The sequence below is a fragment of the Pacificibacter sp. AS14 genome, assembly GCF_038899935.1.
GTDB lineage: Bacteria > Pseudomonadota > Alphaproteobacteria > Rhodobacterales > Rhodobacteraceae > Celeribacter.
In genome coordinates, this window is record NZ_JBBMQI010000019.1 from 56993 (window position 1) to 82910 (window position 25918).

Sequence of the window (25918 nt, forward strand, 5' to 3'; positions counted from 1 at the left end):
TGGTTCCTCCCTTATACTCTATTTTAGTTGGCAAATCCGGTGAGCCTTGGAATGGTCATCGAAATCGCCGGTACGTACGTGATTAGAAAAATAACGACAACTTCCACGGCCAAGAATGGCAAGATCGCTTTGGAAATAGCTTCGACCCTCTCGCCCGACACGGCGGAGGCCACGAACAAAATCAACCCCATCGGCGGCGTCGCCAAACCAACGGTTAGGTTGACCGACATGATGATCGCAAAGTGGATCGGGTCAACACCAAGATTGATAAAGATAGGCCCCAAAATAGGCCCCAAAATGATGATCGCAGGACCCGCGTCCAAGAACATACCCACAGCGAACAACAGCAGATTGATCAAGAACAACAGCACCAGCGGATTGTCGGACAGCGACAAAATAAAGCTCGCCATCTGTTCGGGCGCGTGGCTCAGACTGACCACAGTTTTGAACGCCATAGCAGCCCCCACCAGCAGCAAAACAACCGCTGATGTCGTGCCTGAGCGGATCAAAATGCCAGGAATTTCAGACACCGTCAAAGTGCGCAGCACAAAGAACCCGATGAACAAAGCATAAGCCACCGCGACAGCTGCCGCCTCGGTCGGCGTGAAAATACCAACCAAAATACCGCCCAAAATGATCACAGGTGTCAGCAATGGCCAGAACGCCTTCAAAGACGCCTGCCCGCGCTCGCCCCAAGTGTATTTGCGGCTGGCAACTGGAAAGTCATATTTGTTGGCCATAAAACGCACCATCAACATCAAACCGATGCCAATCATCGCCCCTGGCACGATGCCCGCCAAGAACAGCGCGGCCACACTTTCGCCCATCACATAGGCATAGATAATCATGATGCCAGAGGGCGGAATAATCGGCCCGATGACAGAAGACGCCGCTGTGATCGCCGCGGCAAACTTACGGGTGTAGCCTTGCTTTTCCATCGCGGGGATCAACATCGACCCAAGCGCAGATGTATCCGCCACAGCAGAGCCAGACAGCCCCGCAAACAACATAGACGACAGCACGTTCACATGCGCCAATCCCCCGCGCAAATGCCCCATTAAGGCTTGGGCAAATTCAACAAGGCGCATCGTGATGCCGCCCTTGTTCATCAACTCACCCGCCAACATGAAAAACGGGATCGCCATCAAAGGAAAGCTGTCCATGCCGTTGTAAACATTGCGGTACAAAAGCGTGATGTCTTTCTCTTGGCCGTTGAGCCACAGCAAAATGCCAGGTGCTGCCAACAGTCCGAAAAAGACCGGCAGACCGATCATCAAAAAGACAAGAAATACGGGTAAAAACCAGACTAACATTATTCAGCACCCCCAGCATCAGCCGCAACAATGGGCGTCAAACGGTCTTCACCGCCCAAAAGCGTGACCAATGTGCGCAAAATCAATTCCACGTTGACGCTGGTCAGCAAAATGACACCCACCAAAAGCGAGGTCATCATCCACGCGCGCGGCACCCGCAGGTACTCGGTGAAATCAAATGAGGTTGGAATATACAAAGCGGCAGTCGCAAAACGCCCGCCAAAACCAGTGACTTCGCCCCAGCCGATTTTCACCGCGACCACCAAGACCAAGAGTGACAAAAGCAAAAGAAGCAGGTTGATCACCCCACCGACAGTACGCGGCAGCATCACCACCAACATGTCGATGGCGACAAAGCCGCCTTGGCGAAAGGCAGTCGGAGCCATCAAACCCGCCATCCACAACATGCAAAAACGCGCGGCCTCATCGGGCCACGGCAACGCGTTGTTCAAAATGTAGCGATAAAACACCTGTATCAAGATGGCCAAAACCATCAAGCCCACAGCAACAGCACCCAAGCCGCGTGCCACACGTAAAACGTGATGGTTCACGACCCCAAGCGGTGCAAGTACCAATAATAGTCCTCCCACAGACCTTCTCCTCCCATGGCGGCCCTTGTCAGGCCTTTTCTCTTATGTGCCGTACGTTCCTAAATCCGCCTCCTCGCGTTTTTAAGCCGCTTGAAACACTCCGTATTTGCCAGCGAAAAATCCAAGCGCGTTGCCTTGATTGATTTCGGCATGTGTCACTTGTCCAACCACGATCACATGATCGCCTCCCGGGTGGGTTGCCACATGGCGGCATTCAAGACGCGCCAAGCAATTGTTGATCAGCGGCACGCCTTGCGCGCTGATCGTCATGTCCAGAGTGTCAAAGGCATGCATATCGCGTGCAAAGCCTTCGCAGACCTGCGCTTGATCGTCGGCTAAAATGTGAATGGCGAACTGGGGAGCGGCCTCAAAATATTTGAACCGGCGCGATCCTTTTGCGGGCGACCACAATACAAGCGCAGGGTCCAAAGACAGTGACGAAAAGCTATTGGCGGTGATGCCCACAGGACCATCCTCTGAGGCGGCGGTGATAACCGTCACCCCAGTTGCAAAGCGTCCAAAAGCATCGCGCAGCAAGCGCGTGTTGTCAGCGTTCGGTTTAAAACACTCTGGCATCAATACGCTCCCCTGTCCCATTATGCGATCTCACGACCCAAGGCTGCCGTGTAAAGTTTATACCACGTTTGGCGGTCCATTTTGACTTTGAATGCATCCGAAATCGCAGCAATACGGGTTAAGTTGTTCGTGCCCATAACGGGCAAGATTTTGGCAGGATGGGCCAAGACCCAAGCCACGGCAACCGCAGAGCGATCAACACCGTTCTCGTTTGCAATGATATCCAGCATACGGCCGATGTCGTCATCTGCGGTCATCAAAGCACCGCCACCCAAAGGCGACCATGCCATGATCGGCTGCGCGTTCTTTTGGTGAAACGCGATGTCGCCATTGACCAAGCCCTCGTGCGCACAAAGCGACACTTCAAGTTGGTTTGTGACCAATCGGTTGCTCATGCCAGCTTGCAGCAGTTCCCAATCCCAAGGCTTGAAATTCGACACGCCGATGTTGCCGACTTTGCCGGACGTCACAAGGGCATCAAGGGTAGCGCCAGTCTCAAGGTGGTCCATCAAAGGGTCAGGGCGGTGCACCAGCAAAAGATCGATGTGATCAATCGCCATGCTGGTCAAAGACGCTTCAACAGAGGCGTTAAGATGCGCCGCAGAGGTATCGTAATATTTGACCGGCACATCGCTGTATTTGCCACAAGGCGCCACGATATCGCATTTGGTTACGATCTGCATTTGATCACGCAGCGCTGACTGACCACGCAGAGCGGTGCCCAAAACGGCCTCGGCCGTGTAGTCGCCATAGATGTCGGCTTGGTCGAAGGTTGTGATACCTTGTGCAAGGCAGGCGTCAATTTTGTCGGTCACATGTTTGACCGACGTGTCAGCGTCATCAGCCACGCGCCACATGCCATAAACGATGCGGCTCATATCTAGAGTATCAGAAAAACGAATGCGTTCCATTAACGGCGGACTCCTGCGGCCAAGGGGGTTTGGGGGGCACTGCTCGGCACGCGGCCATAAGCTTGCGGCATAGAACAGGTTTTAAGATGCGGCAGCACAAGGCGGCCAAAATGTTCGGCTTCATCAATGTGCGGGTAGCCAGAGAAAATAAACGCGCGCATGCCCATTTTTTGATAGGCTTCGATCTTGGACAAAACTTGATCCGCAGAGCCGACAAGAGCCGCGCCACAACCAGATCTTGCACGGCCAACGCCAGTCCAAAGATTAGGCTCGATGTAGCCGTATTCATCTGCAAGCTCACGGTTCGCCGCTTGGTGCGACACGCCCAAAGACCCCGCGTCCAGTGCACGTTCGCGGATCATACGACCGTAGTCATCATCCAGTTTCGATGTGATATATTCCGCGTATTCTTGCGCTTCTTTTTCAGTGTCGCGCACGATCATATGCACCCGCAGACCGTAATCCAGCGTGCGATCATATTTCTCGGCGACAGCATTCACAGCGCGCATCCGACCAGCCAGCTCGTCTTGCTTTTCAGGCCACATCAAATACACATCGCAATGCTGACCACACAGCTCCAGCGCCATCGGGGAATACCCGCCAAAGTACAACAGCGGCCCGCCGGTTTGGTACGGCACGACAGGATCAGTGGTGAGACCCTTAAAGTTGTAAATCTCGCCTTCGTAGTTGATTTCGCGCTGCGTCCAGGCCTGCTTCAAAATCTCAACGACTTCGCGGGACCGCTGGTATCTATAGGCGCTGTCTTCCTTTTGTCCGGGAAAATCAGAGCTGATAATATTGACCGTCAAACGACCTTCCAACATGTGATCCAGCGTTGCCAAAGTCCGCGCCAACATGATCGGCTGCATCTCTCCGCACCGCACCGCGGCCAGCAAATTGATGTCCGTGGTGATCGGCGCGCAGCCTGCCACAAACGACAAAGTATCTTGGCCAACTTGATAAGACGAGGGGCACAAAATGTTGCCAAACCCTTGCTTTTCCGCCGTTTTCACAATGTTCGAACAATGCGCCCAGCTGGACCGCAAATCACCGTCAGGCACCCCCAAAAATTGATAGTCATCTGAACACAGGGCTGCGAACCACGATACTTCTGCGGCGTCTAAATCTGGCGATGTGATAGGTACGACGGTCATCGCTTTCCTCCCAAGAATGCGTCTCACTTTCCACTTGCCTAGCACTCGAAATGATGTAGATCAATGGTGTATCAATTATTTTTCCCTGTTGCCCCTGAGGATCAAACCCATGAAACCGAGCGGTGGAAACCCCAATGTTTTGCCAGCCTATGTTCAGATTTCTGAACTGCTGATTCGCGACATCAGCGCGGGCCGTTTGATGGATGGCGAACGCCTGCCGCCTGAGCGCAAAATGGCCAAATCCTTGAAAACATCCGTGGGCACCCTGCGCAAAGCGCTTGATATTCTCGTTGAAAAAAACCTGCTTGAGCGCATCCAAGGCTCGGGCAATTACATCCGCCATGGCGGTGACAGCAACAGCATCTATGCCATGTTCCGCCTTGAACTTCTCAGTGGTGGCGGTCTGCCGACAGCGCAAATTCTCAGCGTCGATGCCATGGAAAAACCGCACACCCTGCCCCCCTTCGGCACCAGCACCCATGCCACCCGAATCCGTCGCCTGCGATTCTTGAACGAGACTATAATAGGCGTCGAAGAAATTTGGCTCGACGGTGATGCAGGCCAAGTCCCCGATGGGGCCATTTCTGATTCGCTGTACCACTTTTACCAAGAACAGCTTGGCTTTTGGATCACCCGCGCCGAAGACCGCGTGGGCATTGGCGCCGTGCCCGATTGGGCCCCCGCAAACTTCACCAAACCCAGCGGCACACTCACCGGATATATTGAACGCTTAAGTTGGGCCGAGGCCAATGAGGCGGTCGAATTTTCACGCACATGGTTTGACACCGATCAAGCCCTTTATGTGCAACGCCTCAAGTAAGGCCTGACAAACGGCCAGAAAAAAAAGGGAAAGACTATGACGACCACACATTACGGCATCATCGGCTGTGGCATGATGGGACAAGAACACCTGCGCAACATCGCCTTGCTGCCCGACACAAAAGTCACCGCGATCTTTGAGCCAGACCCGAACATGGCCAAAATCGCCGCAAGTTTTGCCCCAGAGGCCCAGTTCTGTGACAGCATCGAGGCGCTTTTGGCGATAGAGACATTGGATTGCCTCGTCATCGTCAGCCCAAACTTTTGCCATATGGCGCAGCTGGAACAGATCGCCGCCACGCGCCCCCTGCCCGTCCTTGTGGAAAAACCTTTGTTCACGGACCCCGCCGATGTCACGCGTCTTAAAGCGTTCCAAGATAGCTACCCAGCACCTGTCTGGGTGGCGATGGAATACCGCTATATGCCCCCTGTTGCGGCCCTGCGCGCCGCGGTTGATGACGCGACCGGCGGGATCAAAATGCTGACCATCCGCGAACACCGCTTTCCGTTCTTGCCAAAAGTCGACGACTGGAACCGCTTCAATGAAAAATCAGGCGGCACATTTGTTGAAAAATGCTGTCACTTCTTTGACCTCATGCGCCTGCTGACAAAATCCGAACCTGTGCGGATCATGGCCAGCGCAGGCCAAGACGTGAACCATCTTGACGAGGTTTACGACGGCAAAACCTCTGACATTCTGGACAACGGCTATGTGATTGTCGAATTCGCAAACGGCATGCGCGCCATGTTGGAACTGTGCATGTTTGCCGAAGGCGCGCGCTACCAAGAAGAAATCAGCGCCGTTGGGCCGAATGGTAAAATCGAAGCCCTCGTCCCTGGCCCTGGTCGTTTCTGGCCAGCGCATTTGGGTGACGCGCCCATTGCCCAACTCATTGTCAGCCCCCGTGATCCCAAAGGCCCCGAGGTGCGTGACATTCCCGTTGATCCCGCGCTTTTGGAAGCTGGCGATCACAACGGATCGACCTTTTATCAACACGAAGGCTTTTTGGCTTTGGTCCGCGGTGAACGCGCTCTGCCCGATGTCAGCTTGGACGATGGTTGGAAAGCCGTTGCAATGGGCATGGCTGCACAGAAAAGTGCGCTCACAGGTCAAGTTGTGACCTTGGATTAGTTTGCCTCGCATTAAGTGGCACATCAGCCCACAGACAAATTTAAGACCCTAACCGAGCGGTTAGGGTCTTTTTGTCTCTATGCTCTGTACATCTAATGGGCATCTAAGGCGCATCCAAAAGACGTTCCAGCTCGGCCATAGCAATCTCCACCAACTCTTGATCCACACGATCGCCGTTGATCCGGATCATCCAGCCCTGCCCGTCTTGGCTGCTGGCCAATCGAACACCAGACTTCAACTGGCGCGCGCTGTGCGGTGCTGCCGCGGCTTTCTTTGGCCGCCCGCCCCGTGCTGGGTCTTTGCGCACTGTGGTCAATGCGGACAGTGCTGTCTCAAGCTGTAGCAGTTCTTGCTCAGGTGTTGCAGGCGTGGTGATGGCCATCGCATCACGCAATTTATTCTCATAGCCTTCGCGCAGCGCTGCGGCCAGTTTCAAACCATCGCGCTCTTTAAGCTGATCAGGAAAAACCAGCATATCGCCCAGCTCTTCAAAGATCAGAGCGAAAGAGCGGATTTTAGATCGCTTGGCTTTTGATGCCATCGGGAACAGCCCGTTCACAGCCGCTTCGGTATTTTCAAAGGCACCTTGTTGCGCAGCAATCACCGAAATGCGGCCCCGCTCATAATGGCTCAAAGCCGCGCGGATTTCGTTCTCTTCGATCATCGCCGCAAAGGTGCCGCCCATGGCATCAGGGTCGCGCACAATGGTTTTGATCGTATCGTATTGCGCGTCCTTGGTCAGGTCCTTGAGCGCTTGCACCGCATGCAACCGGCGATAGCCTGACAGCAAGCCATAGCGGCGCTCTCCATCGGGTTCAGACAGTTCGAACACCTCAATCGGCAATCGCAACCCGCCTTTGGCGATGGACATTTGCAGTTCTTTCATCTGCTCAGCGTCCAGCACAACACGGTCACGCACCAAAGCATCCGCGTGGATATGCTCTAAGGGTAATTCTTTTAAGATCAAACCTTTAGACTGGGACTCGCGCAGAACTTCCGCATCTGCGCTGTCTTTGGCAGATTTCTCGCGATCTGCTTGAGATCGAGCATCAAAAGCGCCCGCCGATTCGGCAGCCACCTGCGCAATCGGCACACTTAACGGTGCGCGCGCTGTGGTTTCGCCGCGAAACTGTTGTTCAATCTGATCCAAATCAGCCGCAGATGGGGCGACCAGTTTTCTACGCTTCGCCATCTGTTTGTCCCTCTGTTTTATCTGCCTCGGCCGCCTGCAAATCGCGCCACCATGTGCCTAAGATGACCCGTTTCACTTCGGCCCAAGTTTGATCAAATGTTTCGCGTCCACGCACATAGGTGTCGCGGTTAAAATCGCGATAATCTGTTTCATAGATGCCCGAGACTTGCTCTCCCGCCTGCCCGACCATAGCCGTGATATCTTGGCGATATGTCGTCATGAAATCGCCAAAATAAGCCTGAATCACATTGGCCAAATCCGTTTGCTGCGAAGCGTCGAAACGGGTGATCAGCGCCAAAACCGCATCCCATTCAAAGCGCATTTCTGGTAGACCATCTGCACGTCGATTGCGGTTTTCGCCTTCTTCAATCGATGCAAAAGTAGAGTAGATCATGTCAAAGAAACGGCCCGTGGAATCGAATTCCAAGAACGACGCTCCAAGGGGCACCAGCATGATATCTGCGGCGGCCAAAGCATTGATGGTCAGGTACCCAAGGGCTGGGGGCGTATCGAGAAATACCAAATCATATTCCTCAAGCAAACCGCCATCTTCCAACGCGTTAGATAGGGCGTCCCATAGCGCCCAGGACCGCAATTGCATCCGCCAAACAGGGACTTGAAATTCGGCCCAGTACAAATTGAGCTGAGCGCCGATGAGATCAATGTTGGGCCAGTGCGTTTTCTGAACAAGGTTTCGCGGCGAAACTGTTAACGCTTCGGTAAGGGTTTCGTCGAACGGGAAAGGCGCCTGCCCCGCCGCGTCACGCACCTTATTTTCACGTTGCAAAGCCAAAGCATAATCGCGGGCCAAAAGCGGGAACGCTGTTTGCCATTCATCCGCGACAGTTCCACCCATGATCGATGTCATCGATCCTTGGCTGTCCAAATCAATGACCAAAACTTTGTACCCATCAAGAGCTGCAGACATTGCCAAATGCGCTGCTGTCGACGTTTTTCCGACACCGCCTTTGAAATTCGCAACAGCCACAACCTTGGCAGGCAAACCTTTAGGACGCCAAGCTGTGTATTCGCGGTTTGCAGCGCCTTCTTTGGCAAAATGCTCACGCAGCTTTTGCACGTCGTCCAAGCTGAACCACTTTGAACTACCTTCCCCTTCGCCTTGCGGCAATTCCGGGTTGGCTTTCAAAACCCGCCGCAAATGCGCAGCAGCCACGGGGATCAAATACTTACAGATTTCCCATGTGGAAAATTTACGTAGACGTTTTTTGCCGTCAGGCGCATAGCCGCGTTTGGCCAAATCATCGCGACCACGTCCTGCAAAGGCTGCGGCCTTAGCAAAGCGCGCTGTGTCGATGGGATCTGCTAAGCTTTCAGCTGCTGCTTTTGGATCTATATTGAAATAAGGTGGGAGAGCATCTTTGCCCTTATTGGCTGACGTCATGATTCTCGTGCCTCTGCATGTTCGCTATTTTATGCGATGTCCGTTAAAGTATGGCACATGATCGAGGAAATGTGAATCACTTTGAAGGCTATCCCATTATTGAAAATCAAAATTAGAAACAAACTCAGGTCTGTTTAGTTTTCTTTATGAGAATTTAGAGTCTTTATGCCCAGAAAAATTTTTAAAAATCAATAGTTTATATATTTTTAGGTACCTGGATACAGGCTTTTAGGTGCCTGCATTCAGGTTCAAAGGAACCAATATACGGGAACTGAGGTGCCGATTCGCGGGATTTTTTATCTGTTTTCCACGTTAGACCCCTAAAAGGCTGGTTTAGGGTCATTTGCAAACGAATCAAATAGAGCACGCCCTAACCCTGTGGTCTGTCTTTCCTGTATTTGGGTCCCTCAATCAAGCGGCGGTTGCTCAAGGTACCCAGTTACGGTATGCAGCTTAAGGTGCCAATTGAATACTTGAACGTGGGGACCTTATCGCAAATACTAACGATGTGAAGCCCTGCGATACGAATCGCATGAAAGAGACCAAAATAAACTTAAACAAATGGTCCGACGGCGCGCATGAGCAAAGAGACAGGCAATGGACGATATTGAAAAAGAGACCCTGACCGGATCGTTGCGACGTGGCGCGGTGAAGAAAAACGTGGCCGCGATTCATGTATCGGGCAAGCTGACTTTGTTGCAGCGCAAATTGTCCAATGTTCTGTTGCTCAATGCCTATGACACATTGATGAGCCAACAAGTGCATCAAATCGATGCGCGGACCTTATGTATGATGATCGGCTATAATTCCAACGATATGGACACGCTCAAACAATCTCTGCGGGGCTTGGCCGAAACTGTGGCCGAATGGGACATGTTGGACGAGGAGGGACGTCAGGAATGGGGCGTGTCGTCTTTGCTGAGCTATGCCAAGTTAAAGGGCGGCGTTTGCGAATATGCTTATTCGCCCGCCTTGGCGCAAAAGCTGGATGACCCAAAAGTTTTTGCTCTGATCAATCTGAACATTCAAAGACGCTTTACCTCTGGGCACGCTTTGGCGCTGTACGAGAATTGTTATCGATTTGTGCGGACGGGATCGACGGGATGGTGGTCTTTGGATTTGTTCCGCCGGTTGATGGGGGTGTCTGAAAGTTCCTATTACGAGGTGTATAAGCATCTGAACGCCAAGATCATCAAGCCGGCTGTGGCGGAAGTGAATAAGACGTCGAACATCGTTGTGACGCCTGAAACCAAAAAGATTGGCCGGTCGGTGTCTGAAATTCGGTTCAAGATTGCAGAGAACCCGCAGCTGTCGATTTTGGATTTGGACGATGGTGAGGGTTTGCGCAACTCGGATATTTACAAACGGATGCGTGCGCTTGGGGTGAGTGATCGTTTGGCGTTGCAATGGATGAACGAGCACGACGAAGCTTACGTGCGCAAGCAGGTCGATTATGTTGCGGGGCAGGGCGGGGTTAAGAACCCTGTGAGCTATTTGACCGCAGCTCTTAAGCAAGACTTTAGCGGCAGTACGGTTTCGTCGCGAAACCCGACAGCGCAGCAGCCTTTGAGTGAAAAGGGCGCGGAGCGGGCCAAGCGGTTAGAGATTTTGCAAAGGCTTGTGAGTGCCAGATCGCCGACGCAGCGCGATGCAGATCGCCGTTTGTTTATGTCCAAGCTGGATGGGGCAGCTCTGTTGGATTTTGAAAATTTTGGCTGGGTGTCGTCGCTCAATCACGCTGGAATCGTGGCGTTTTGGGAGGAGATTGCGCCTGGGGCTTTTGAAGCGGCAGAGTAGGCCACCATCGCAGATTGCGCCTATCATGGGGGTCTAAGCTTTCATTCGTTTGGGGCAGGGCGGTATTTATTGTTTTGCCCTGCATAGTTTTTAGACGTTTGCGCTGTTCACAATCAAAAATGAAAATTTAGCTTTATTTTTCATTTCCCAAAAATGAAAATACGTGCCAATTTTTCATTCAAGCAGGATGTGCCTGCTGAGCATTTGATTCTGGAGCGCCCATGCCTGACACCGACGATCTTGGCCACGACATTCGCGCCCTCAGGGTGTCGCGCAAAATGACGCTTGAGGCCTTGGCCACAGCGATTGGCAAATCCGTGGGATGGCTGTCCCAGATTGAGCGCAATCATACCAGCCCGAGCATCAAAAGCCTGCAAGACATCGCCCGCGCGCTTGACGTGCCGATGTCGCTGTTTTTTGGCACGACTGATGCGCCAGACGATGAGCGCGGTGTGATCGTACGTGCGGCGGCGCGGCGCGAAATTGGGTCGCATGACAACGGGTTGGTCGAGACGTTGGTGTCCCCCGATTTAACGGACGACTATGAAGTGGTTCATTCCATTTTTAAGCCCCATTCGAAATTGACCAAAGCCATCCAGCGCCCCACGGTTGAGGTCGCTTATGTGATTTCAGGCACCCTTGATCTGTGGATCGAGGATCAAAAATTCACCATTTCATCTGGCGATGCATTCCGCATTCGTGGCGAAAGCTATCGCTGGGCCAATCCTTACGATGATCAGGCCGTCGCGGTCTGGGTCATTTCCCCCCCTGTATACTGAGGTCTGTTTATGTCCCTTCCAACAGCTGCGCGCGTCGTCATCATTGGCGGCGGTGTTATCGGTGTGTCGACTTTGTATCATTTGGCCAAAGCGGGCTGGACGGATTGTGTCTTGCTTGAAAAGAACGAGCTGACCGCAGGCTCGACATGGCACGCCGCGGGCAATTGTCCGAATTTTTCGACCAACTATGGTGTGATGAACATGCAGCGTTACGGCCTTGCGCTGTATCGTGATCTTGGTGACGCAGTCTCGTATCCGATCAACTATTACGTCACGGGCGCTGTGCGTTTGGCCCACACCCACGCGCGCATGATGGAATTTGACCGCGTGCGCGGCATGGCGGCGCACATGGGTCTGACGATGGACATGTGCACCCCTGATCAACTGCAAGAACACTTTCCTTTTATGGAGATACACGATTTGGAGGGCGGGCTGTGGGATCCGCTTGATGGTGATATTGACCCCGCGCAAGTGACTCAAGCCTTGGCCAAAGGCGCGCGCGACTTAGGCGCTACAATCGCGCGGTTCACGCCAGCAACAGGCGTTAGCCGCGATGGGGGCGAATGGACCGTTCATACGGAAAAAGGCGATATTCGCTGCGACTATGTGGTCAATGCGGCGGGATATTACGCAGGCCGCGTGGGCGAATGGTTCGAAGCCTTCGGCGGGCGCAAAGTGCCCATGACGGTGATGAGCCACCAGTATTTTTTGACAGAATCCATCCCAGAAATTGAGGCATGGAGCAAAGAACAGGGCCGCAAAGTGCCGATGCTGCGCGATGTCGACACGTCATACTATCTGCGCCAAGACACCTATAGTTTGAACCTTGGTCCTTACGAGATGACCTGCGAAGCGGCTTGGATCACGCCAGACAATCAAATGCCGGCCGATTTCTCGTTTCAACTGTATCCTGATGATCTGGACCGGCTTGAACCTTACATCATGGATGCGATGGAACGGGTGCCTTTGCTGGGAACCCAAGGCGTCAAACGCAACATCAACGGCCCTATTCCTTATGCGCCAGACGGCTTGCCAATGGTTGGGCCAATGCCGGGGGTGCCGAACGCCTTTGAAGCCCATAGTTTCACCTTTGGCATCGCCCAAGGCGGCGGCGCGGGCAAGGTTATGTCCGAATGGATCATGCATGGCCAAACCGAATGGGACATGTGGGCGATCGATCCGCGGCGCTACACGGATTACACCGATACGCAGTACAACCTTGGCAAAGCGCTTGAGACCTATGGCCATGAATATGCGATGCATTTCCCCCATCATGAATGGCCTGCCGAGCGGAATAAAAAACTGTCCACCAATCATGACCGCTTGATCGCAGATGGCGCGCAAATGGGTGCCTACAATGGCTGGGAACGGGCCAATTGGTTTGCCAAAGACGGCGATGATACGTCCGAGGCCGCAACCCTGACATGGAACCGCATCGGCCCGTGGACGCCACGGGTCCGCGCCGAGGTCGAAGCCGTGCGCGACGGCGTTGGTGTGATCGATATGTGCGGGTTTTCGCGGTTTGAATTGAGCGGTTCAGGCGCTGCGGACTGGCTGCGCGGCCAGATCGCGGGCGGCTTGCCCAAAATTGGCCGTTTGAACCTGATTTACCTGTCAGATTATCGCGGTCATGTCCTGACCGAAATGTCGTGCATGCGTCATGATGAGGATCACTTTACCCTGATGACCGCCGCTGTCGCGCAGTGGCATGACTTTGAAATTCTGTCGCGCAGATTGCCTGAGGGCCTAAGCCTGATTGACACAACCACAAAGCTGACCACGCTTTTGGTCACAGGGCCAAAGTCGCGTGATCTTTTGGCTGAGATTTCAGATGGTGATCTGTCACTGGGCTGGTTGACGCACCAAGATGCGGTGATCTCGGGGGTGCATGTGCGCTTGGCGCGGGTGTCCTTTGCCGGTGAATTGGGCTGGGAGGTCCATGTTTCAGTGAAAGAAGCGAGCGTTGTTTACACCGCGATCCGCGCCGCAGGGGCCACGCCTTTTGGCATGTATGCGCTCAACGCGATGCGGATCGAAAAGGGCTATCTGACGTGGAAAGGCGATTTATCGACCGATTATTCCCTGTTGGAAACCGGTCTTGGGCGCTTTGTGAAACTTGATAAACCGCAAAATTTCCCTGGCAAAGCCGCACTGATTGCCGAGCAGGCCAAAGGCCCTGTGAAAACCCAAGTGACATTGGTGATCGAGGACAGCGCGCAAGATGCACCCTATATGGCGGCGGTGTTTGCAGATGGGAAACGCGTCGGCGAAGTGACCTCGTCCGCTTATTGCTACCGTGTTGATGCGGCGATCGCGATTGCGATGATTAAGACCGAGGCCGCCGTTGCGGGTGCATCGGTTGAGGTTGAAATTTACGGTCTGCGCCACAAGGCGACGATCCAAAACACCGCGTGCCTTTGGGACGCAGACAACAGCCGCATTCGCGCGTAACCCTTTGAAAGGTATCGATATGATATTGCCCCCTAAACATGCCCGTGTTGTGATCGTTGGTGGCGGCGTGATCGGCTGTTCCGTGGCTTACCACCTGACCAAATTGGGTTGGAAAGACGTTGTTTTGTTGGAGCGCAAGCAGCTGACGTCTGGCACCACATGGCACGCGGCAGGCCTGATTGCGCAGCTGCGCGCCTCGCAAAATATGACCCGTTTGGCGAAATACAGCCAAGAGTTATATGGAAATCTTGAGGCTGAAACAGGCGTCGCCACAGGGTTTCGCCGCAACGGGTCGATCACGCTCGCTCTGACGCCAGAGCGCCGTGAAGAGATCTTGCGTCAGGCGTCGATGGCGCGCGCGTTTGGGGTCGAGGTGGAACAAATCAGCCCTGACGAAGTTGTCAAACGCTATCCGCATGTCAATGTGGATGACGTGACTGCCGCGGTGTATTTGGACAAAGACGGGCAGGGCGATCCGGCCAATATCGCGCTGGCGATGGCGCGCGGTGCCAAACAACGCGGCGCGCAGATTATTGAACGCACCAAGGTCACTGGATTTAGGCGCGACGGTCGACGTATCACCGGCGTCACGTGGAAAACAGGTGACGAGAGCGGCATTATTGTTTGTGATCACGTGGTCAATTGTGCGGGCATGTGGGGCCACGATGTGGGTCGCCAAATGGGCATCAATGTCCCGCTTCATGCCTGCGAACACTTCTATATTGTCACCGATACGATCCCTGATTTTGCGCAACTGCCGACCCTGCGCGTGCCTGAGGAATGTGCCTATTACAAAGAAGATGCCGGCAAATTGCTGCTTGGCGCGTTTGAACCCGTGGCCAAACCTTGGGCGATGAAAGGCATCCCTGAGGATTTCGAATTTGATCAGCTGCCTGAGGATTTCGATCATTTCGAGCCCATTTTGGAACAGGCTGTTAACCGTATGCCTTTGTTGGCAAGCGCGGGCATTCACACGTTTTTCAATGGGCCTGAAAGCTTTACCCCTGATGATGCCTATCATCTTGGCCTTGCCCCTGAGATGGACAATGTTTGGGTCGCCGCTGGCTTTAATTCCATCGGCATTCAATCTGCGGGCGGCGCGGGTATGGCCTTGGCCGCTTGGATGGACACAGGTGAGAAACCCTTTGATTTGGGGGATGTTGATATTGCGCGGATGCAGCCATTTCAGGGCAATAAAACCTATCTGTTTGAGCGGTCCAAAGAAACGCTTGGTTTGCTGTTTGCCGACCACTTTCCTTACCGCCAAAAGGCCACGGCGCGGGGCATTCGCCGCTCACCACTGCACGGCGCACTCAAGGCGGCAGGCGCTGTCTTTGGCGAATTTTCAGGCTGGGAACGGGCCAATTGGTTCGCAGATGCAGGGCAAAAAGCCGAATATGAGTACACGTGGAAGCGCCAAAATTGGTTTGAAAATTCCGCCCGCGAACATAAAGCCATCCGCGAAAACGTTGGCATTTACGACATGTCATCGTTCGGCAAAATCAAAGTGGACGGGCCAGATGCCGAGGCGTTTCTGAATTTTGTTGCCGCCAGCAATCTGTCGGTGCCTGTGGGCAAAATCGTCTACAGCCAGTTTTTGAACGCAAGCGGAGGTATCGAGGCGGATGTGACCATCACGCGCCTGTCCGAGACCGAATATTTGGTTGTGACGCCCGCAGCCACCCGCATCGCGGATCAGGCATGGATGCGGCGTCTGATTGGCGATTACCGCGTGACGCTGACCGATATGACCGCCGCCGAGGCTGTGATCTGTGTCATGGGCCCAAATGCGCGCAAATTGTTGCAACGCGTGTCGCCCAATGATTTTGGCAATGAGGTCAATCCGTTTGGCACCTGCCAAGAGATCGAGATTGGCATGGGCCTCGCCCGTGCGCACCGCGTGACCTATGTGGGTGAGCTGGGGTGGGAGCTTTATGTGTCCACCGATATGGCGGCGCATGTGTTTGAGGTCTTGCTGGAGGCTGGCCGCGATATGGATGCCAAACTGTGCGGTTTGCACATGATGGACAGTTGCCGGATCGAAAAGGGTTTTCGCCACTTTGGCCATGATATTTCAAGCGAAGATCACATTCTTGAGGCGGGTCTTGGCTTTGCGATCAAAAAAACCGATGGCCTGTATTTGGGGCGCGACGCAGTGTTGCGCAAACGCGAGCAAGGCCTGCAAAAGCGGATGGTGCAGTTCCAACTGACGGATCCTGATCCCTTGCTTTATCACGCGGAACCGATTCTGCGCGATGGTCAGCTTGTGGGCTATCTAAGCTCGGGCAATTACGGGCACACCTTGGGGGCTGCGATTGGTCTGGGTTATGTGCCGTGCGCGAATGAGACCGTGCATCAAGTTCTGGCCTCAAACTATGAGATCGAAGTCGCGGGGCAACGCTTTGCCGCTACTGCGTCGCTCAAGCCGCTCTATGATCCGACCTCTGCACGGGTAAAGGTCTAAGCGCGGCAGGGCGTTCGTTTAAAGTGATGATAAAATTAGATGTCGGGGAGCAGGGCTGCTTTCCCGACTTCTTCTTTCATGATCTTTGCCAGTTCACTCAGATGTTTCTTTGTGAACCGGCTGGCGGGGCCTGAAATTGAAATGCCAGCCTCGACCACGCCAAAGGGGTCGATCACGGGCACCGCCACGCAGTTCATGCCCTCGGCCAGTTCTTCAAAATCAAAGGCCACGCCTGTGCGATGGACAACGGCCAGCTCTGCGCGCATCTTGTCTTTGTCGATGCAGGTCTTGGGTGTGTGTTTTTTAAGCTCACCTTCGAAATAGGTCTCGAACACCGTGTCGGGTTGAAAGGCCATGATCACCTTGCCGACAGATGTTGAATGCAGCGCGCCACGGTTGCCGATGCTGAAATCGACCGCGACAAGCTGCGTGCCCTTCGCCTTTTGAATCAGGACCGTCTCAGGCCCCATGAGTTCGGAATAGTGACAGGTTTCGCCTGTGCGCTGCGCAATGGAATTGAGCAGGCGTTCGATCACAAGCCGGTCTGTGCCTGCGTTCAAAACAGGTTTTGCCAAAGCTAGCATTCTGCGGCTTATGCGATATGTTTTGGACTCGGGGTCCATTTCGACATAGCCCGCGTGCTCCATCGTGCGCAGCAACCGATATGTCGTCACCCGCTCAATGTTTGCCATTTTGGAAATTTCGGGCGCTGTGGCCGGCGACGGCAGGTTTGCGACAGTTTCCAGCACTTGAAAGGCTTTGAGAACCGTTGAGCTTTTGTTTGAATCGCGCGTCATGAGGTTCCAAACCGTTTGAACAATATGTGTACAACATTGATACACAGGTTGCATTTGCTTGTCTATGTTAACGTGAAACCTGAGGATTTTTGATATGTACGCATATCGTACGAAATTTAATTGTTAATATACAGTAATTTAGAATATTTTTGAATTCGCATTGTTCAATATTTGTTGACTTAGTTTAAATGTCGAACGAACAAGGGTTGTACAAAAAATGAACGCCAAAAGAGGACGGCAAGATGAACATGTTAATTTCAGGTGAGTGGGTTTCGTCTTCTGATGGTGCTGAAATGACAATTCAAAATCCATATGATGGGTCTGTTTTGGGTCATGCCCCGGCCGCAACTGTAGCGGATGTGGACCGCGCTGTCAGCGCAGCCGTCAGTGCAAAATCTGCCATGGCGCGGATGCCAGCGCATGAGCGCGCGCGCATTTTAGAAGACGTTGCCAGCCGCATCACGGCAAATCGCGAGATGCTGATTCAGATGTTGAACGCCGAGAATGGCAAAACATTTAAAGAGATCAACGGATGGGAAATTGACGCCGCTGCGCGCATCATCAAAGGCTACGCAGAAGAAGCCAAGCGGCTTCACGGCGACACCATCCCGTTGAACAGCATGAAGGGTTTGGAAAATTCACTCGCCTATACTGTGTATCAACCGCTGGGTGTTGTGGCGGCCATCGTGCCGTTCAATTATCCGGTCGAGCTGTGGTCGCACAAACTGGCGGGCGGCTTGGCTGCGGGCAATTGCGTGATCACCAAAGCGCCTGAAGAATGCCCGCTGACGATGCTGGAAATTTCGCGCTATTATGAAGAAGCTGGTCTGCCCAAGGCCGCGCATCAAATTTTGACGGGGCGCGGCGAAGTTGTTGGCGCGCGTTTGGCGGAAATCGAAGGCGTGGATATGATCTCGCTGACAGGCAGCACCCGTGTGGGCAAACTTGTGTCCGTTGCTGCCTCACAAACCTTGAAAAAGGTCAACTTGGAACTGGGCGGCAGCGACGCGACGATTATTTGTGGCGATGTTGATCCTTTGATCGCGGCACAGGCGATTGTGGCGGGGCGGTTCACGTCAGGGAATGGTCAAATTTGCTGTTCGGTCAAGCGTGTGTTTATCGACAAAACCATTCACCAAGCTGTCGTCGATCACGTGCTAGATTTGACACGCGGCCTTGTTGTTGGCGATCATACAGATCCTGCCACCGATGTCGGTCCTTTGATTTCGACCCGCGCTGCCGACACAGTCGAACGCCAAATTCAGGCCGCTGTCTCTGAAGGCGCCACTTTGCTGATGGGCGGTGTGCGTACCAATCAACAGATCACTCCGGCGGTTTTTGTGGACGTGGCTGAGGATAACACATTGCTGCGCGAAGAGGTGTTTGGTCCGGTTTTGCCCTTGGTGCCCTTTGATACGATTGATGAGGCGGTGGCCTTGGCGAACAACAGTGAATTTGGGCTACAGGCCGCCATTTTTACCAATGATTTTCGTGCCATAATGAACGCGACCATGAAGCTTGAGGTTGGTACGGTTGTTGTCAATCACCAGTCCGCCATGCGGTTGGAATGCTTGCCTTTTGGCGGTCGTAAAAACAGCGGCAATGGCGTGCGCGAGGGCTTTATGGAGACCTTGAAAGACATGAGCGAGTTGAAAACTGTGATCTTTAAAGACGCCTTTGACGTCTTTGATTGCTAAGCGGAGCCGAGCGTGAAGCACATTCGTCTACATAAGATCGCCAAGGCCTTTGGCGCGACTCTGGCTCTCAAAGAGGTGAGCTTTGAGGCGCATCGTGGGCAGGTCGTGGCCATTTGTGGGGAAAATGGTGCGGGCAAATCGACTTTGATGTCGCTTTTGTCTGGCTCTCAACAGCCGACACTTGGGTCCATTGAAATCGATGATCAGAAAACATTCATTTTGTCACCGCATAAGGCTTTCGATCTGGGCATTCGCACCGTTTATCAAGAGCTCAGTTTGCTGCCAGAACTGTCGGTTGCCGAAAACCTGTACCTTGGCGAATGGCCGATAAAACGCGTGGCTGGCGTGATCGAATGCATTGATTGGGATCAGTTGTTTCGCGACGCAGAAGCGGATTTGGCGCACATGGGCATTTGCGATATCAACGTGCGCGATGCCGTTGGGTCCTATCCCGTGGCCTTGCAACAAATGATCGAAATTGCCAAAGCCAGCCGTGTGTCGCCTGAGGTTTTGATCCTTGATGAACCCACCGGCGTTCTGACTCAAACTGAAAGCGATGTGCTGTTTCGCCTGATAGAGACGCTTAAAAGCCGCGGCACGATTGTGTTTTATATTTCGCACCGCCTTGAAGAAGTGCTGGACATTGCCGACACTTTTGTGGTGCTCAAGGATGGTGTTTCTGTCGATACGTTTTCACGCGAAGAGGCGAGTAAAGACCGCTTGATCCGTTCTATGGTTGGGCGTCCGTTGGAAGACATTTTCCCCAAACGCGGCACCGCAGGCACGGAAACTTTGCTCAGCGTCACGGGGCTGAAGGCCGCGCCGAAGGTTGCCGATGTATCGTTCGAGTTGAAGCGCGGCGAGATTTTGGGTTTTTGCGGTCTTGTAGGATCGGGGCGTTCCGAAGTGATGCGCGCGATCTTTGGTGCCGACCCCATGGATCAGGGCACAATTGTGATGGATGGCGCTGCGTTTAACGCGCCAAGCCCCGCCCGCGCGATGGCGGCGGGCATCGGGTTTGTCACAGAAGAACGCAAAGTCGATGGTCTGGTTCTGGACGCGGATGTCATCGATAACGCGGGCCTTGCTTCGATGGACCTCGTCGGGTGGGGGCCGTTTTTGAACCGCTCGGCGCAACGCGATATGGTGTTTCAAAAGGTGCAAGAACTCGACCTGCGCCCGCTTAACCTTGCTTATATTTTGCGCCGCATGAGTGGTGGGAACCAACAAAAAGTGGTGCTTGCCAAATGGTTGCTGATGAAGGGATTGAAGGTTTTGATCCTGGACGAGCCAACACGCGGCGTCGATATCGCGACCAAGGTCGAAATTTACAAACTGATTGCGAACTTGGCCCAGACAGGGATCGGGATCCTATTGATCAGTTCAGAAATGCCCGAGGTTCTTGGCCTTGCGCACCGCATAAACGTGATGCGCGACGGCAAGATCGTGGCTGAACTTGATCCGGTAACAACCTCCGAGCACGATATTTTCGTGGCCGCAGCAGATGTGGAAAGACCCAAAAATGACCTCTAAGAACACGACCCCAGCGGCAAAAAACTGGACCTTCAAACACATGTCCAAATCGGCCAAAACCAATCTTATTTTCTGTGTGGTACTGGTGCTCCTTGTCGTGATAACGGGGCTGACCTCGGACGTGTTTTTGACCGAACGCAATATGGTCAACGTCTCGCGTCAGATGGTGACCACCGGCTTTTTAAGCATCGGAATGTATGTTGTAATTCGCTCTGGTGGCATCGATTTGTCTGTCGGGCCAACGCTGGCCTTTGCCGGTCTGTTGGTGTCCGGCTTGCAGGGGCAGGTGCATATCAGCGTCGCCATTTTGGTGGCTTTGTCGGTTGGCGTGATCATCGGTTTGATCAACGGTATTTTGGTGGCCTATATGCGCCTGCAACCTTTCATCGTGACTTTGGCGATGATGGGCGTGGTGCGCGGGGCTTTGTTTATTTACAGTGAATCGCCGACCTATGCCTCTGACAAATTCTTTTTGAAAACATTGGGGTCAGGCAAGGTTTTTGACATTCTGCCTGTGCCGTTTGTGATCTTTTTGGTCTGTATTCCCATCGTTTGGGTTTTCATGAACCACACCCGCGCGGGCCGCTCGATCATGGCGATTGGGATCAGCCCTGAAACCGTGCGCTTGGCGGGTGTGAACGTCAAAGCCAAAACCACGCTGGCCTATGTGATTTGCGGGTTCTTCGCGAGCCTTGCAGGTGTGCTGCTGGCCGCGCGTCTTGGGATTTCGCAACCCAGCGTCGGGACGGGATACGAGCTTGATGCCATCGCAGCCGTTGTGATCGGCGGTGGTGTTTTGGGCGGCGGTGGCGGTTCGGTCGGGGGGATGTTTGGCGGGGTTATCGCGCTGGCGGTGATCGATAACATCCTGAATCTTTTCAATGTCCAGTCCTACTATCAGCAGATCGTAAAGGGCTTGATCATTCTGGTCGCTGTCTTGGTGCGCCGGAAACCATCTTAACAATCGACGACACACTTTAGGGAGGAAACAAAGTGATGAATTTCAAACAAACCACAGGTCTTTTGACGGCGCTGGTCGCCATGTCAGCAGGGGCCGCATCGGCAGAAGACAAAACCTTAACCATCGGCATGGCAAACTTGCTGTACGGTGCGCCGTATTTTGCAGGGATGGACACAGCTGTGCACCGCGAGGCGGACGCTTATAGCAACGTCGAAGTGATCTCAACAGATGCAGGGTTTGACGCGGCTAAAATGGCGTCGGACATTGAGGATCTTATTGCCAAAGGTGTTGATGGTCTGATCGTCAGTGCTGGCCCAACAGAGACCATTCCATCCGCGTTGATCGCAATCGAAGAAGCCGGCATTCCAGTGGTTTTCGTAGATCGTCTTTGGAAAAACACCGACCTGTCCACGCCGTGGAATTGGGTTGGCGCGCAAAACGATGTGATGGGCAACGCGATTGGCGAACATATCGAAGAGCACTTGGGCGGCGCGGGTCATGTGCTTGTGATCAAGGGCGGTCCTGCGGACAACTCCATCGGGCTTGCGCGCTCTAACGGCTTTATCGATGCGGTCAGTTCAAGCGCTGATATCGAAGTGACCGTGGCGCCTGGTTTTGGCAATTGGGGACTTGATGGCGGTTACACAATCATGTCCGACATGCTTGCGCTGCACGACGATTTGAATGCGGTTTTCTGCGAAAATGACGCGATGTGCCTTGGCGCGCAAAAAGCAGCAGCCGATGCGGGACGTTCCGCGGATATGGTCTTTGCTGCCTCTGATGCCAGCAAAGAAACTCTGTGGGAAATGCAGCAAGAGGGCACCAACTTTATCGCCACAGCTGTGAACGACAGTGACGAAATTGGTCGCGTTGGGTTTAATCACCTGATGGGTCTGTTGGCTGGGGCAAAACTGCCCAACATCACGCCGCTGTATTCCGGTCTGGTTCTTAAAGAAGAAGCGATGAAACGCTACGATCCAAGCAAAGTCTTCTAAATCCACTTAGGGTTTGAAAATTCGAAAAGCGGCGCAGATTTTGCGTCGCTTTTTGCGTTTTCAGCTGCCACTCAAGACTTTAAACGCAAGACCCTGTTGGATCTGTCCTGCGCCGTAATGGTGTCAGTTTTACACATTCGCACGTCGCCACCGCCGCTGCAGGCGCGCATTCGCTTGGCGAACGGCTTGGTCTGCCAGTCTTTGTACGAACGTTCCGTCTGATGTGTTGCTAAGTAATGCATGATATTTTGTTTTGAATAAAGATATCACAAAATATGGAGTTTGGGCACGTGGTGCTGGCGCTCAACGAGCACAGTTAAGGGGTTGGCTAAATTTTTGGGTGGTTTGTTGCTGGTCAGGGGCGGGAACGGCTTAAGTGGTGGTCGCGTATCCGGCGTGCATCTGGGTCAGTAAACGTCTTCCGGCATGGCTAATGCCCTCGCGGATATCGCTTTCTATGGCCACGACAAGAGATGCGACTTCGCGCGACCTGAGCGCTGCAAGTATCTCTTTGTGCCTGTCAACTTTGTAGAACTCTTTTACACGTTGAACGACTTGACGTTGGAACGGGCCCAGCTGCAACCAAACGCTTTCTATTGCGGGAACACAGACTTGGTTTGGATTGACTGAATACAACATGCGGTGGAATTTTTGATTGAGAATTGCCAGATCATCAATGCGCATGTCTGCGATTGCGATATCCATTTCCTCATCAAGTCTTTGCATCTCATCTATGACAATATCAGAAATGTAAGGCAAAGCGCGCTCTGCTGCATGTATTTCAAGTGAAATTCGTAGCGCGACGAGTTCTTCAAAGCGTCCCATCGTCATCTCGGGGATTGCCATGCGACGATTGGGTAGAATTTCGATAGCGCCTTCTGAACTCAAACGGCGTACCGCCTCTCGAATGGGGGTTGGACTCAATCCCATCGTATCCGCCAGTCCACGCATTGTCAGGTTAGTGCCCGGTTCAATCGTTCCGACCATGATCGCTTGGCGCAGCCTTGTGTAAACGGATTCTTGGGTTGTTGCATCTTCGCCGAGAAGCGGGGCAGGGATGCTTAATTCTTGTTGCCCAGCCATAATGTCACCTGTTTGAAGCCCAGTCATTCCCGTTTAAGGTAGAGAAAGCTAAAGTCCAAGTAAAATAAAATCATAAACTTGAAAACGATATCACATATGCTAATACAGCATCACAAGGGGGATTCGATGCCAGTTGAAAACGTGACGAAATGGTTGTCCGAAAGACCAGAAATCCAATCGATCTTTGCATGCGTATGCGACCTGAACGGCACGCTGCGCGGCAAACGTGTTCCAGTCGATCAAGCCCTCAAGGTTGTTGAAGGCGGTGTGCGCATGCCGCTGTCTGTCTTAAACGTTGATGTTTGGGGTGAAGATGTTGAAAACAGCAAGCTGGTGTTTGAAACGGGCGATTCAGACGGGCTTTGTGATTTCACAGGTCGCGATCTGTTGCCTATCACATGGTCTGACCGCCCGACCGCAATGGCGATGCTTTGGATGCGCAAGGAAGATGGCACGCCGTTCTTAGGGGATCCGCGCCGCGCTTTGGGTCGCGTTGTCGATCGGTTCAAGGCCAAAGGTCTGAGGCCCGTTGTCGCCACGGAGCTTGAATTCTATTTGTGTGACCCGTCGGGAAATCAACCTAAGCCACCGCATTCGCCTGTGACAGGCAAACGGCTGGATTCCGACGGCGCACTTTCAATTGACGAGCTTCAGCACTTTGATGGTTTCTTGAACGATGTCTATGACGCGTGTGAACAACAGGGCATTCCGGCGGATGCCGCAATTTCTGAAAACGGCGCGGGTCAGTTCGAAATTAACCTGTTGCACGTCGATGATCCGCTCAAAGCAGGTGACGATGCTGTATTATTCAAGCGGCTTGTGCGCGGCGTTGCGCGTAAGCACGGCTTTGCAGCAACGTTTATGGCCAAGCCCTATGGCGAACGCGCAGGAAGCGGGTTCCATGTGCATTTTTCGTTGCTGGACGAGAACGGGATCAATGTTTTCGACAATGGTGGCGAAGAGGGCACGCCTATTATGCTGTCCGCTGTCGCGGGGCTGCTGGCAACGATGCGAGAAACCAGCCTAACCTTTGCGCCCCATGAAAACTCCTTTCGTCGGTTGATGCCGGGGGCGCATGCCCCGACAGGCATCGCTTGGGGCTACGAAAACCGAACCGCTGCCATTCGTATTCCTGGGGGAAGTCCAAAGGCGCGCAGGATAGAACACCGTGTGGCTGGGGCCGACGCTAACCCCTATCTGGTGCTGACCAGCATTCTAGGTGGCGCGCTTTGGGGGATCGAGAATGAAATGAAGCCCTCGCTTCCTATTGTCGGTGACGCATATCGTCTTGATCTGCCTCACTTGCCATTGGATTGGGCGAGCGCGATCGAAGCGTTTGAAGACGGCCCTCATGTGGCAGAAGTCTTCTCGCCCGAACTTCAGACGATGCTTGTTGAGTCCAAAACCCAAGAACTCAAACGCTTCGCGCGCCAAGTTACCGACTTTGAATACCATTCCTATCTGGAGATTGTGTGATGAGCACAAAGACCAAACACTACGCAGGTGACGGCAAGCATACCGCAAGCTACTACGCCGCATCGGCCAATCGCTCACCGGAGCGGCCCCCATTGACGGGCCCTAACAAGGTTGATGTTTGCGTGGTTGGGGCAGGGTATTCTGGATTGTCCACGGCGCTGCATCTTGTTGAAAAGGGATACAAAGTCGCGATCCTCGAGGGCGCGCGCGTTGGTTGGGGCGCATCGGGTCGCAATGGCGGGCAGATTGTCAACGGGTTGAACGCAAGCCTTCAGACGATCAAAAAACGCTATGGTCAGGACACCGCAACTTTTGTGGCTGGACTGGTGCAAGAAGGCGGTGAAATCATCCGCGAGCGGATCAAGACGTATGACATCCAATGTGATCTCAAAGAGAAGAACGTTTTCACGGGCTTGACCAAGGCGCACATGAAAGAGCTCGAAGAACGCAAAAAACTTTGGGAAAGCTACGGCATCAAGAACCAAGAGATGCTGGATAAAAACCAACTGCGCGAACACGTCAATTCTGACCTCTATGAAGGTGGCCTGATCGACCATACTGGCGCGCACATGCACCCGCTTAACCTCGCGCTTGGTGAGGCCGCGGCCTTTGAAAAGCTTGGCGGCACGATCTATGAAATGTCCATGGTGACGGGCGTTGATACCGATGCTGTCGAACCCGTTGTGACCACAACCACCGGCACGATGACATGTAAGACACTGGTTTTGTGCGGAAACGCTTATCTTGGGCATGTGGTGCCGACGTTGACATCCCGTGTTATGCCGGTCTCAACACA

At 53.4% G+C, this 25918-nt stretch carries 21 protein-coding genes; 12 read left to right on the forward strand and 9 right to left on the reverse strand.

Annotation, left to right across the window (positions count from 1 at the left end; all coding sequences use genetic code 11):
- Positions 1-23 precede the first annotated feature (23 nt).
- The 5 genes from WNY38_RS15315 to WNY38_RS15335 all read right to left on the reverse strand — a co-directional run bounded on the left by WNY38_RS15315 (position 24) and on the right by WNY38_RS15335 (position 4544).
- Positions 24-1313: a TRAP transporter large permease gene (locus WNY38_RS15315; RefSeq protein ID WP_342858231.1), complete on the reverse strand. Its 1290-nt coding sequence runs from the start codon at positions 1311-1313 to the stop codon at positions 24-26.
- Positions 1313-1903, reverse strand: coding sequence for a TRAP transporter small permease (locus WNY38_RS15320; protein ID WP_342858232.1), 591 nt, complete (start codon positions 1901-1903; stop codon positions 1313-1315). Before WNY38_RS15320 ends, WNY38_RS15315 begins: the two co-directional genes overlap by 1 nt.
- An 81-nt stretch (positions 1904-1984) precedes the next feature.
- A complete protein-coding gene (locus WNY38_RS15325; protein WP_342858233.1) occupies positions 1985-2479 on the reverse strand; it encodes a flavin reductase family protein in 495 nt (164 codons plus the stop codon).
- Positions 2480-2499: 20 nt separating this feature from the next.
- Positions 2500-3390, reverse strand: a complete 891-nt coding sequence (locus tag WNY38_RS15330) for an aldo/keto reductase (protein ID WP_342858234.1) — start codon at positions 3388-3390, stop codon at positions 2500-2502.
- Positions 3390-4544 carry an LLM class flavin-dependent oxidoreductase gene (locus tag WNY38_RS15335; protein WP_342858235.1) on the reverse strand — a complete coding sequence of 385 codons (1155 nt, stop codon included), beginning with the start codon at positions 4542-4544 and terminating at the stop codon, positions 3390-3392. Before WNY38_RS15335 ends, WNY38_RS15330 begins: the two co-directional genes overlap by 1 nt.
- Positions 4545-4653: 109 nt before the next feature.
- Between WNY38_RS15335 and WNY38_RS15340 the strand changes: the two genes are divergently transcribed.
- Both WNY38_RS15340 and WNY38_RS15345 read left to right on the forward strand, forming a co-directional pair.
- A complete protein-coding gene (locus WNY38_RS15340; RefSeq protein ID WP_342858236.1) occupies positions 4654-5364 on the forward strand; it encodes a GntR family transcriptional regulator in 711 nt (236 codons plus the stop codon).
- A gap of 36 nt (positions 5365-5400) precedes the next feature.
- Positions 5401-6495: a Gfo/Idh/MocA family oxidoreductase gene (locus WNY38_RS15345; RefSeq protein ID WP_342858237.1), complete on the forward strand. Its 1095-nt coding sequence runs from the start codon at positions 5401-5403 to the stop codon at positions 6493-6495.
- A 103-nt stretch (positions 6496-6598) separates the two neighbouring features.
- Here the strand turns inward: WNY38_RS15345 and WNY38_RS15350 are convergent, their stop codons facing one another.
- Complete coding sequence (locus WNY38_RS15350; RefSeq protein ID WP_342858238.1) at positions 6599-7687, reverse strand: ParB N-terminal domain-containing protein; 1089 nt, start codon at positions 7685-7687, stop codon at positions 6599-6601.
- The gene (locus tag WNY38_RS15355) at positions 7674-9089 is read right to left on the reverse strand and encodes an AAA family ATPase (RefSeq protein WP_342858239.1); all 1416 of its coding nucleotides are present in this window, start codon (positions 9087-9089) and stop codon (positions 7674-7676) included. Before WNY38_RS15355 ends, WNY38_RS15350 begins: the two co-directional genes overlap by 14 nt.
- Positions 9090-9686: 597 nt before the next feature.
- Between WNY38_RS15355 and WNY38_RS15360 the strand changes: the two genes are divergently transcribed.
- The 4 genes from WNY38_RS15360 to WNY38_RS15375 all read left to right on the forward strand — a co-directional run bounded on the left by WNY38_RS15360 (position 9687) and on the right by WNY38_RS15375 (position 16580).
- Positions 9687-10886: a replication initiation protein gene (locus WNY38_RS15360; protein ID WP_342858240.1), complete on the forward strand. Its 1200-nt coding sequence runs from the start codon at positions 9687-9689 to the stop codon at positions 10884-10886.
- Positions 10887-11107: 221 nt separating this feature from the next.
- The gene (locus WNY38_RS15365) at positions 11108-11665 is read left to right on the forward strand and encodes an XRE family transcriptional regulator (protein ID WP_342858241.1); all 558 of its coding nucleotides are present in this window, start codon (positions 11108-11110) and stop codon (positions 11663-11665) included.
- A 9-nt stretch (positions 11666-11674) separates the two neighbouring features.
- A complete protein-coding gene (locus WNY38_RS15370) occupies positions 11675-14116 on the forward strand; it encodes an FAD-dependent oxidoreductase (RefSeq protein ID WP_342858242.1) in 2442 nt (813 codons plus the stop codon).
- 19 nt (positions 14117-14135) lie between these two features.
- Complete coding sequence (locus tag WNY38_RS15375; protein WP_342858243.1) at positions 14136-16580, forward strand: FAD-dependent oxidoreductase; 2445 nt, start codon at positions 14136-14138, stop codon at positions 16578-16580.
- A gap of 35 nt (positions 16581-16615) precedes the next feature.
- On the opposite strand, the gene WNY38_RS15380 is transcribed toward WNY38_RS15375, so the two are convergent.
- Entirely contained in the window at positions 16616-17377 is a 762-nt protein-coding gene (locus WNY38_RS15380; RefSeq protein ID WP_342858244.1) for an IclR family transcriptional regulator, read from the reverse strand.
- Positions 17378-17619: 242 nt separating this feature from the next.
- On the opposite strand from WNY38_RS15380, the gene WNY38_RS15385 reads away from it, so the two are divergent.
- From WNY38_RS15385 to WNY38_RS15400, 4 genes are read left to right on the forward strand one after another with little or no spacing between them, the layout of a single operon-like run.
- Entirely contained in the window at positions 17620-19074 is a 1455-nt protein-coding gene (locus WNY38_RS15385; protein ID WP_342858245.1) for an aldehyde dehydrogenase family protein, read from the forward strand.
- Positions 19075-19086: 12 nt separating this feature from the next.
- Positions 19087-20607: a sugar ABC transporter ATP-binding protein gene (locus WNY38_RS15390; RefSeq protein ID WP_342858246.1), complete on the forward strand. Its 1521-nt coding sequence runs from the start codon at positions 19087-19089 to the stop codon at positions 20605-20607.
- Positions 20597-21568, forward strand: a complete 972-nt coding sequence (locus WNY38_RS15395; protein ID WP_342858247.1) for an ABC transporter permease — start codon at positions 20597-20599, stop codon at positions 21566-21568. The genes WNY38_RS15390 and WNY38_RS15395 overlap by 11 nt, the downstream gene beginning before the upstream one ends.
- A 35-nt stretch (positions 21569-21603) precedes the next feature.
- Positions 21604-22563, forward strand: a complete 960-nt coding sequence (locus WNY38_RS15400; protein ID WP_342858248.1) for a substrate-binding domain-containing protein — start codon at positions 21604-21606, stop codon at positions 22561-22563.
- 372 nt (positions 22564-22935) lie between these two features.
- On the opposite strand, the gene WNY38_RS15405 is transcribed toward WNY38_RS15400, so the two are convergent.
- A complete protein-coding gene (locus tag WNY38_RS15405; protein ID WP_342858249.1) occupies positions 22936-23646 on the reverse strand; it encodes a GntR family transcriptional regulator in 711 nt (236 codons plus the stop codon).
- A 126-nt stretch (positions 23647-23772) separates the two neighbouring features.
- Here WNY38_RS15405 and WNY38_RS15410 point away from each other — a divergent pair, with 126 nt between their 5' ends.
- Together WNY38_RS15410 and WNY38_RS15415 are read left to right on the forward strand one after the other, a co-directional pair.
- Positions 23773-25122 carry a glutamine synthetase family protein gene (locus tag WNY38_RS15410; RefSeq protein ID WP_342858250.1) on the forward strand — a complete coding sequence of 450 codons (1350 nt, stop codon included), beginning with the start codon at positions 23773-23775 and terminating at the stop codon, positions 25120-25122.
- The coding region (locus tag WNY38_RS15415; RefSeq protein WP_342858251.1) for an FAD-binding oxidoreductase at positions 25122-25918 on the forward strand (797 nt) is incomplete at its 3' end. The genes WNY38_RS15410 and WNY38_RS15415, both read left to right, overlap by 1 nt.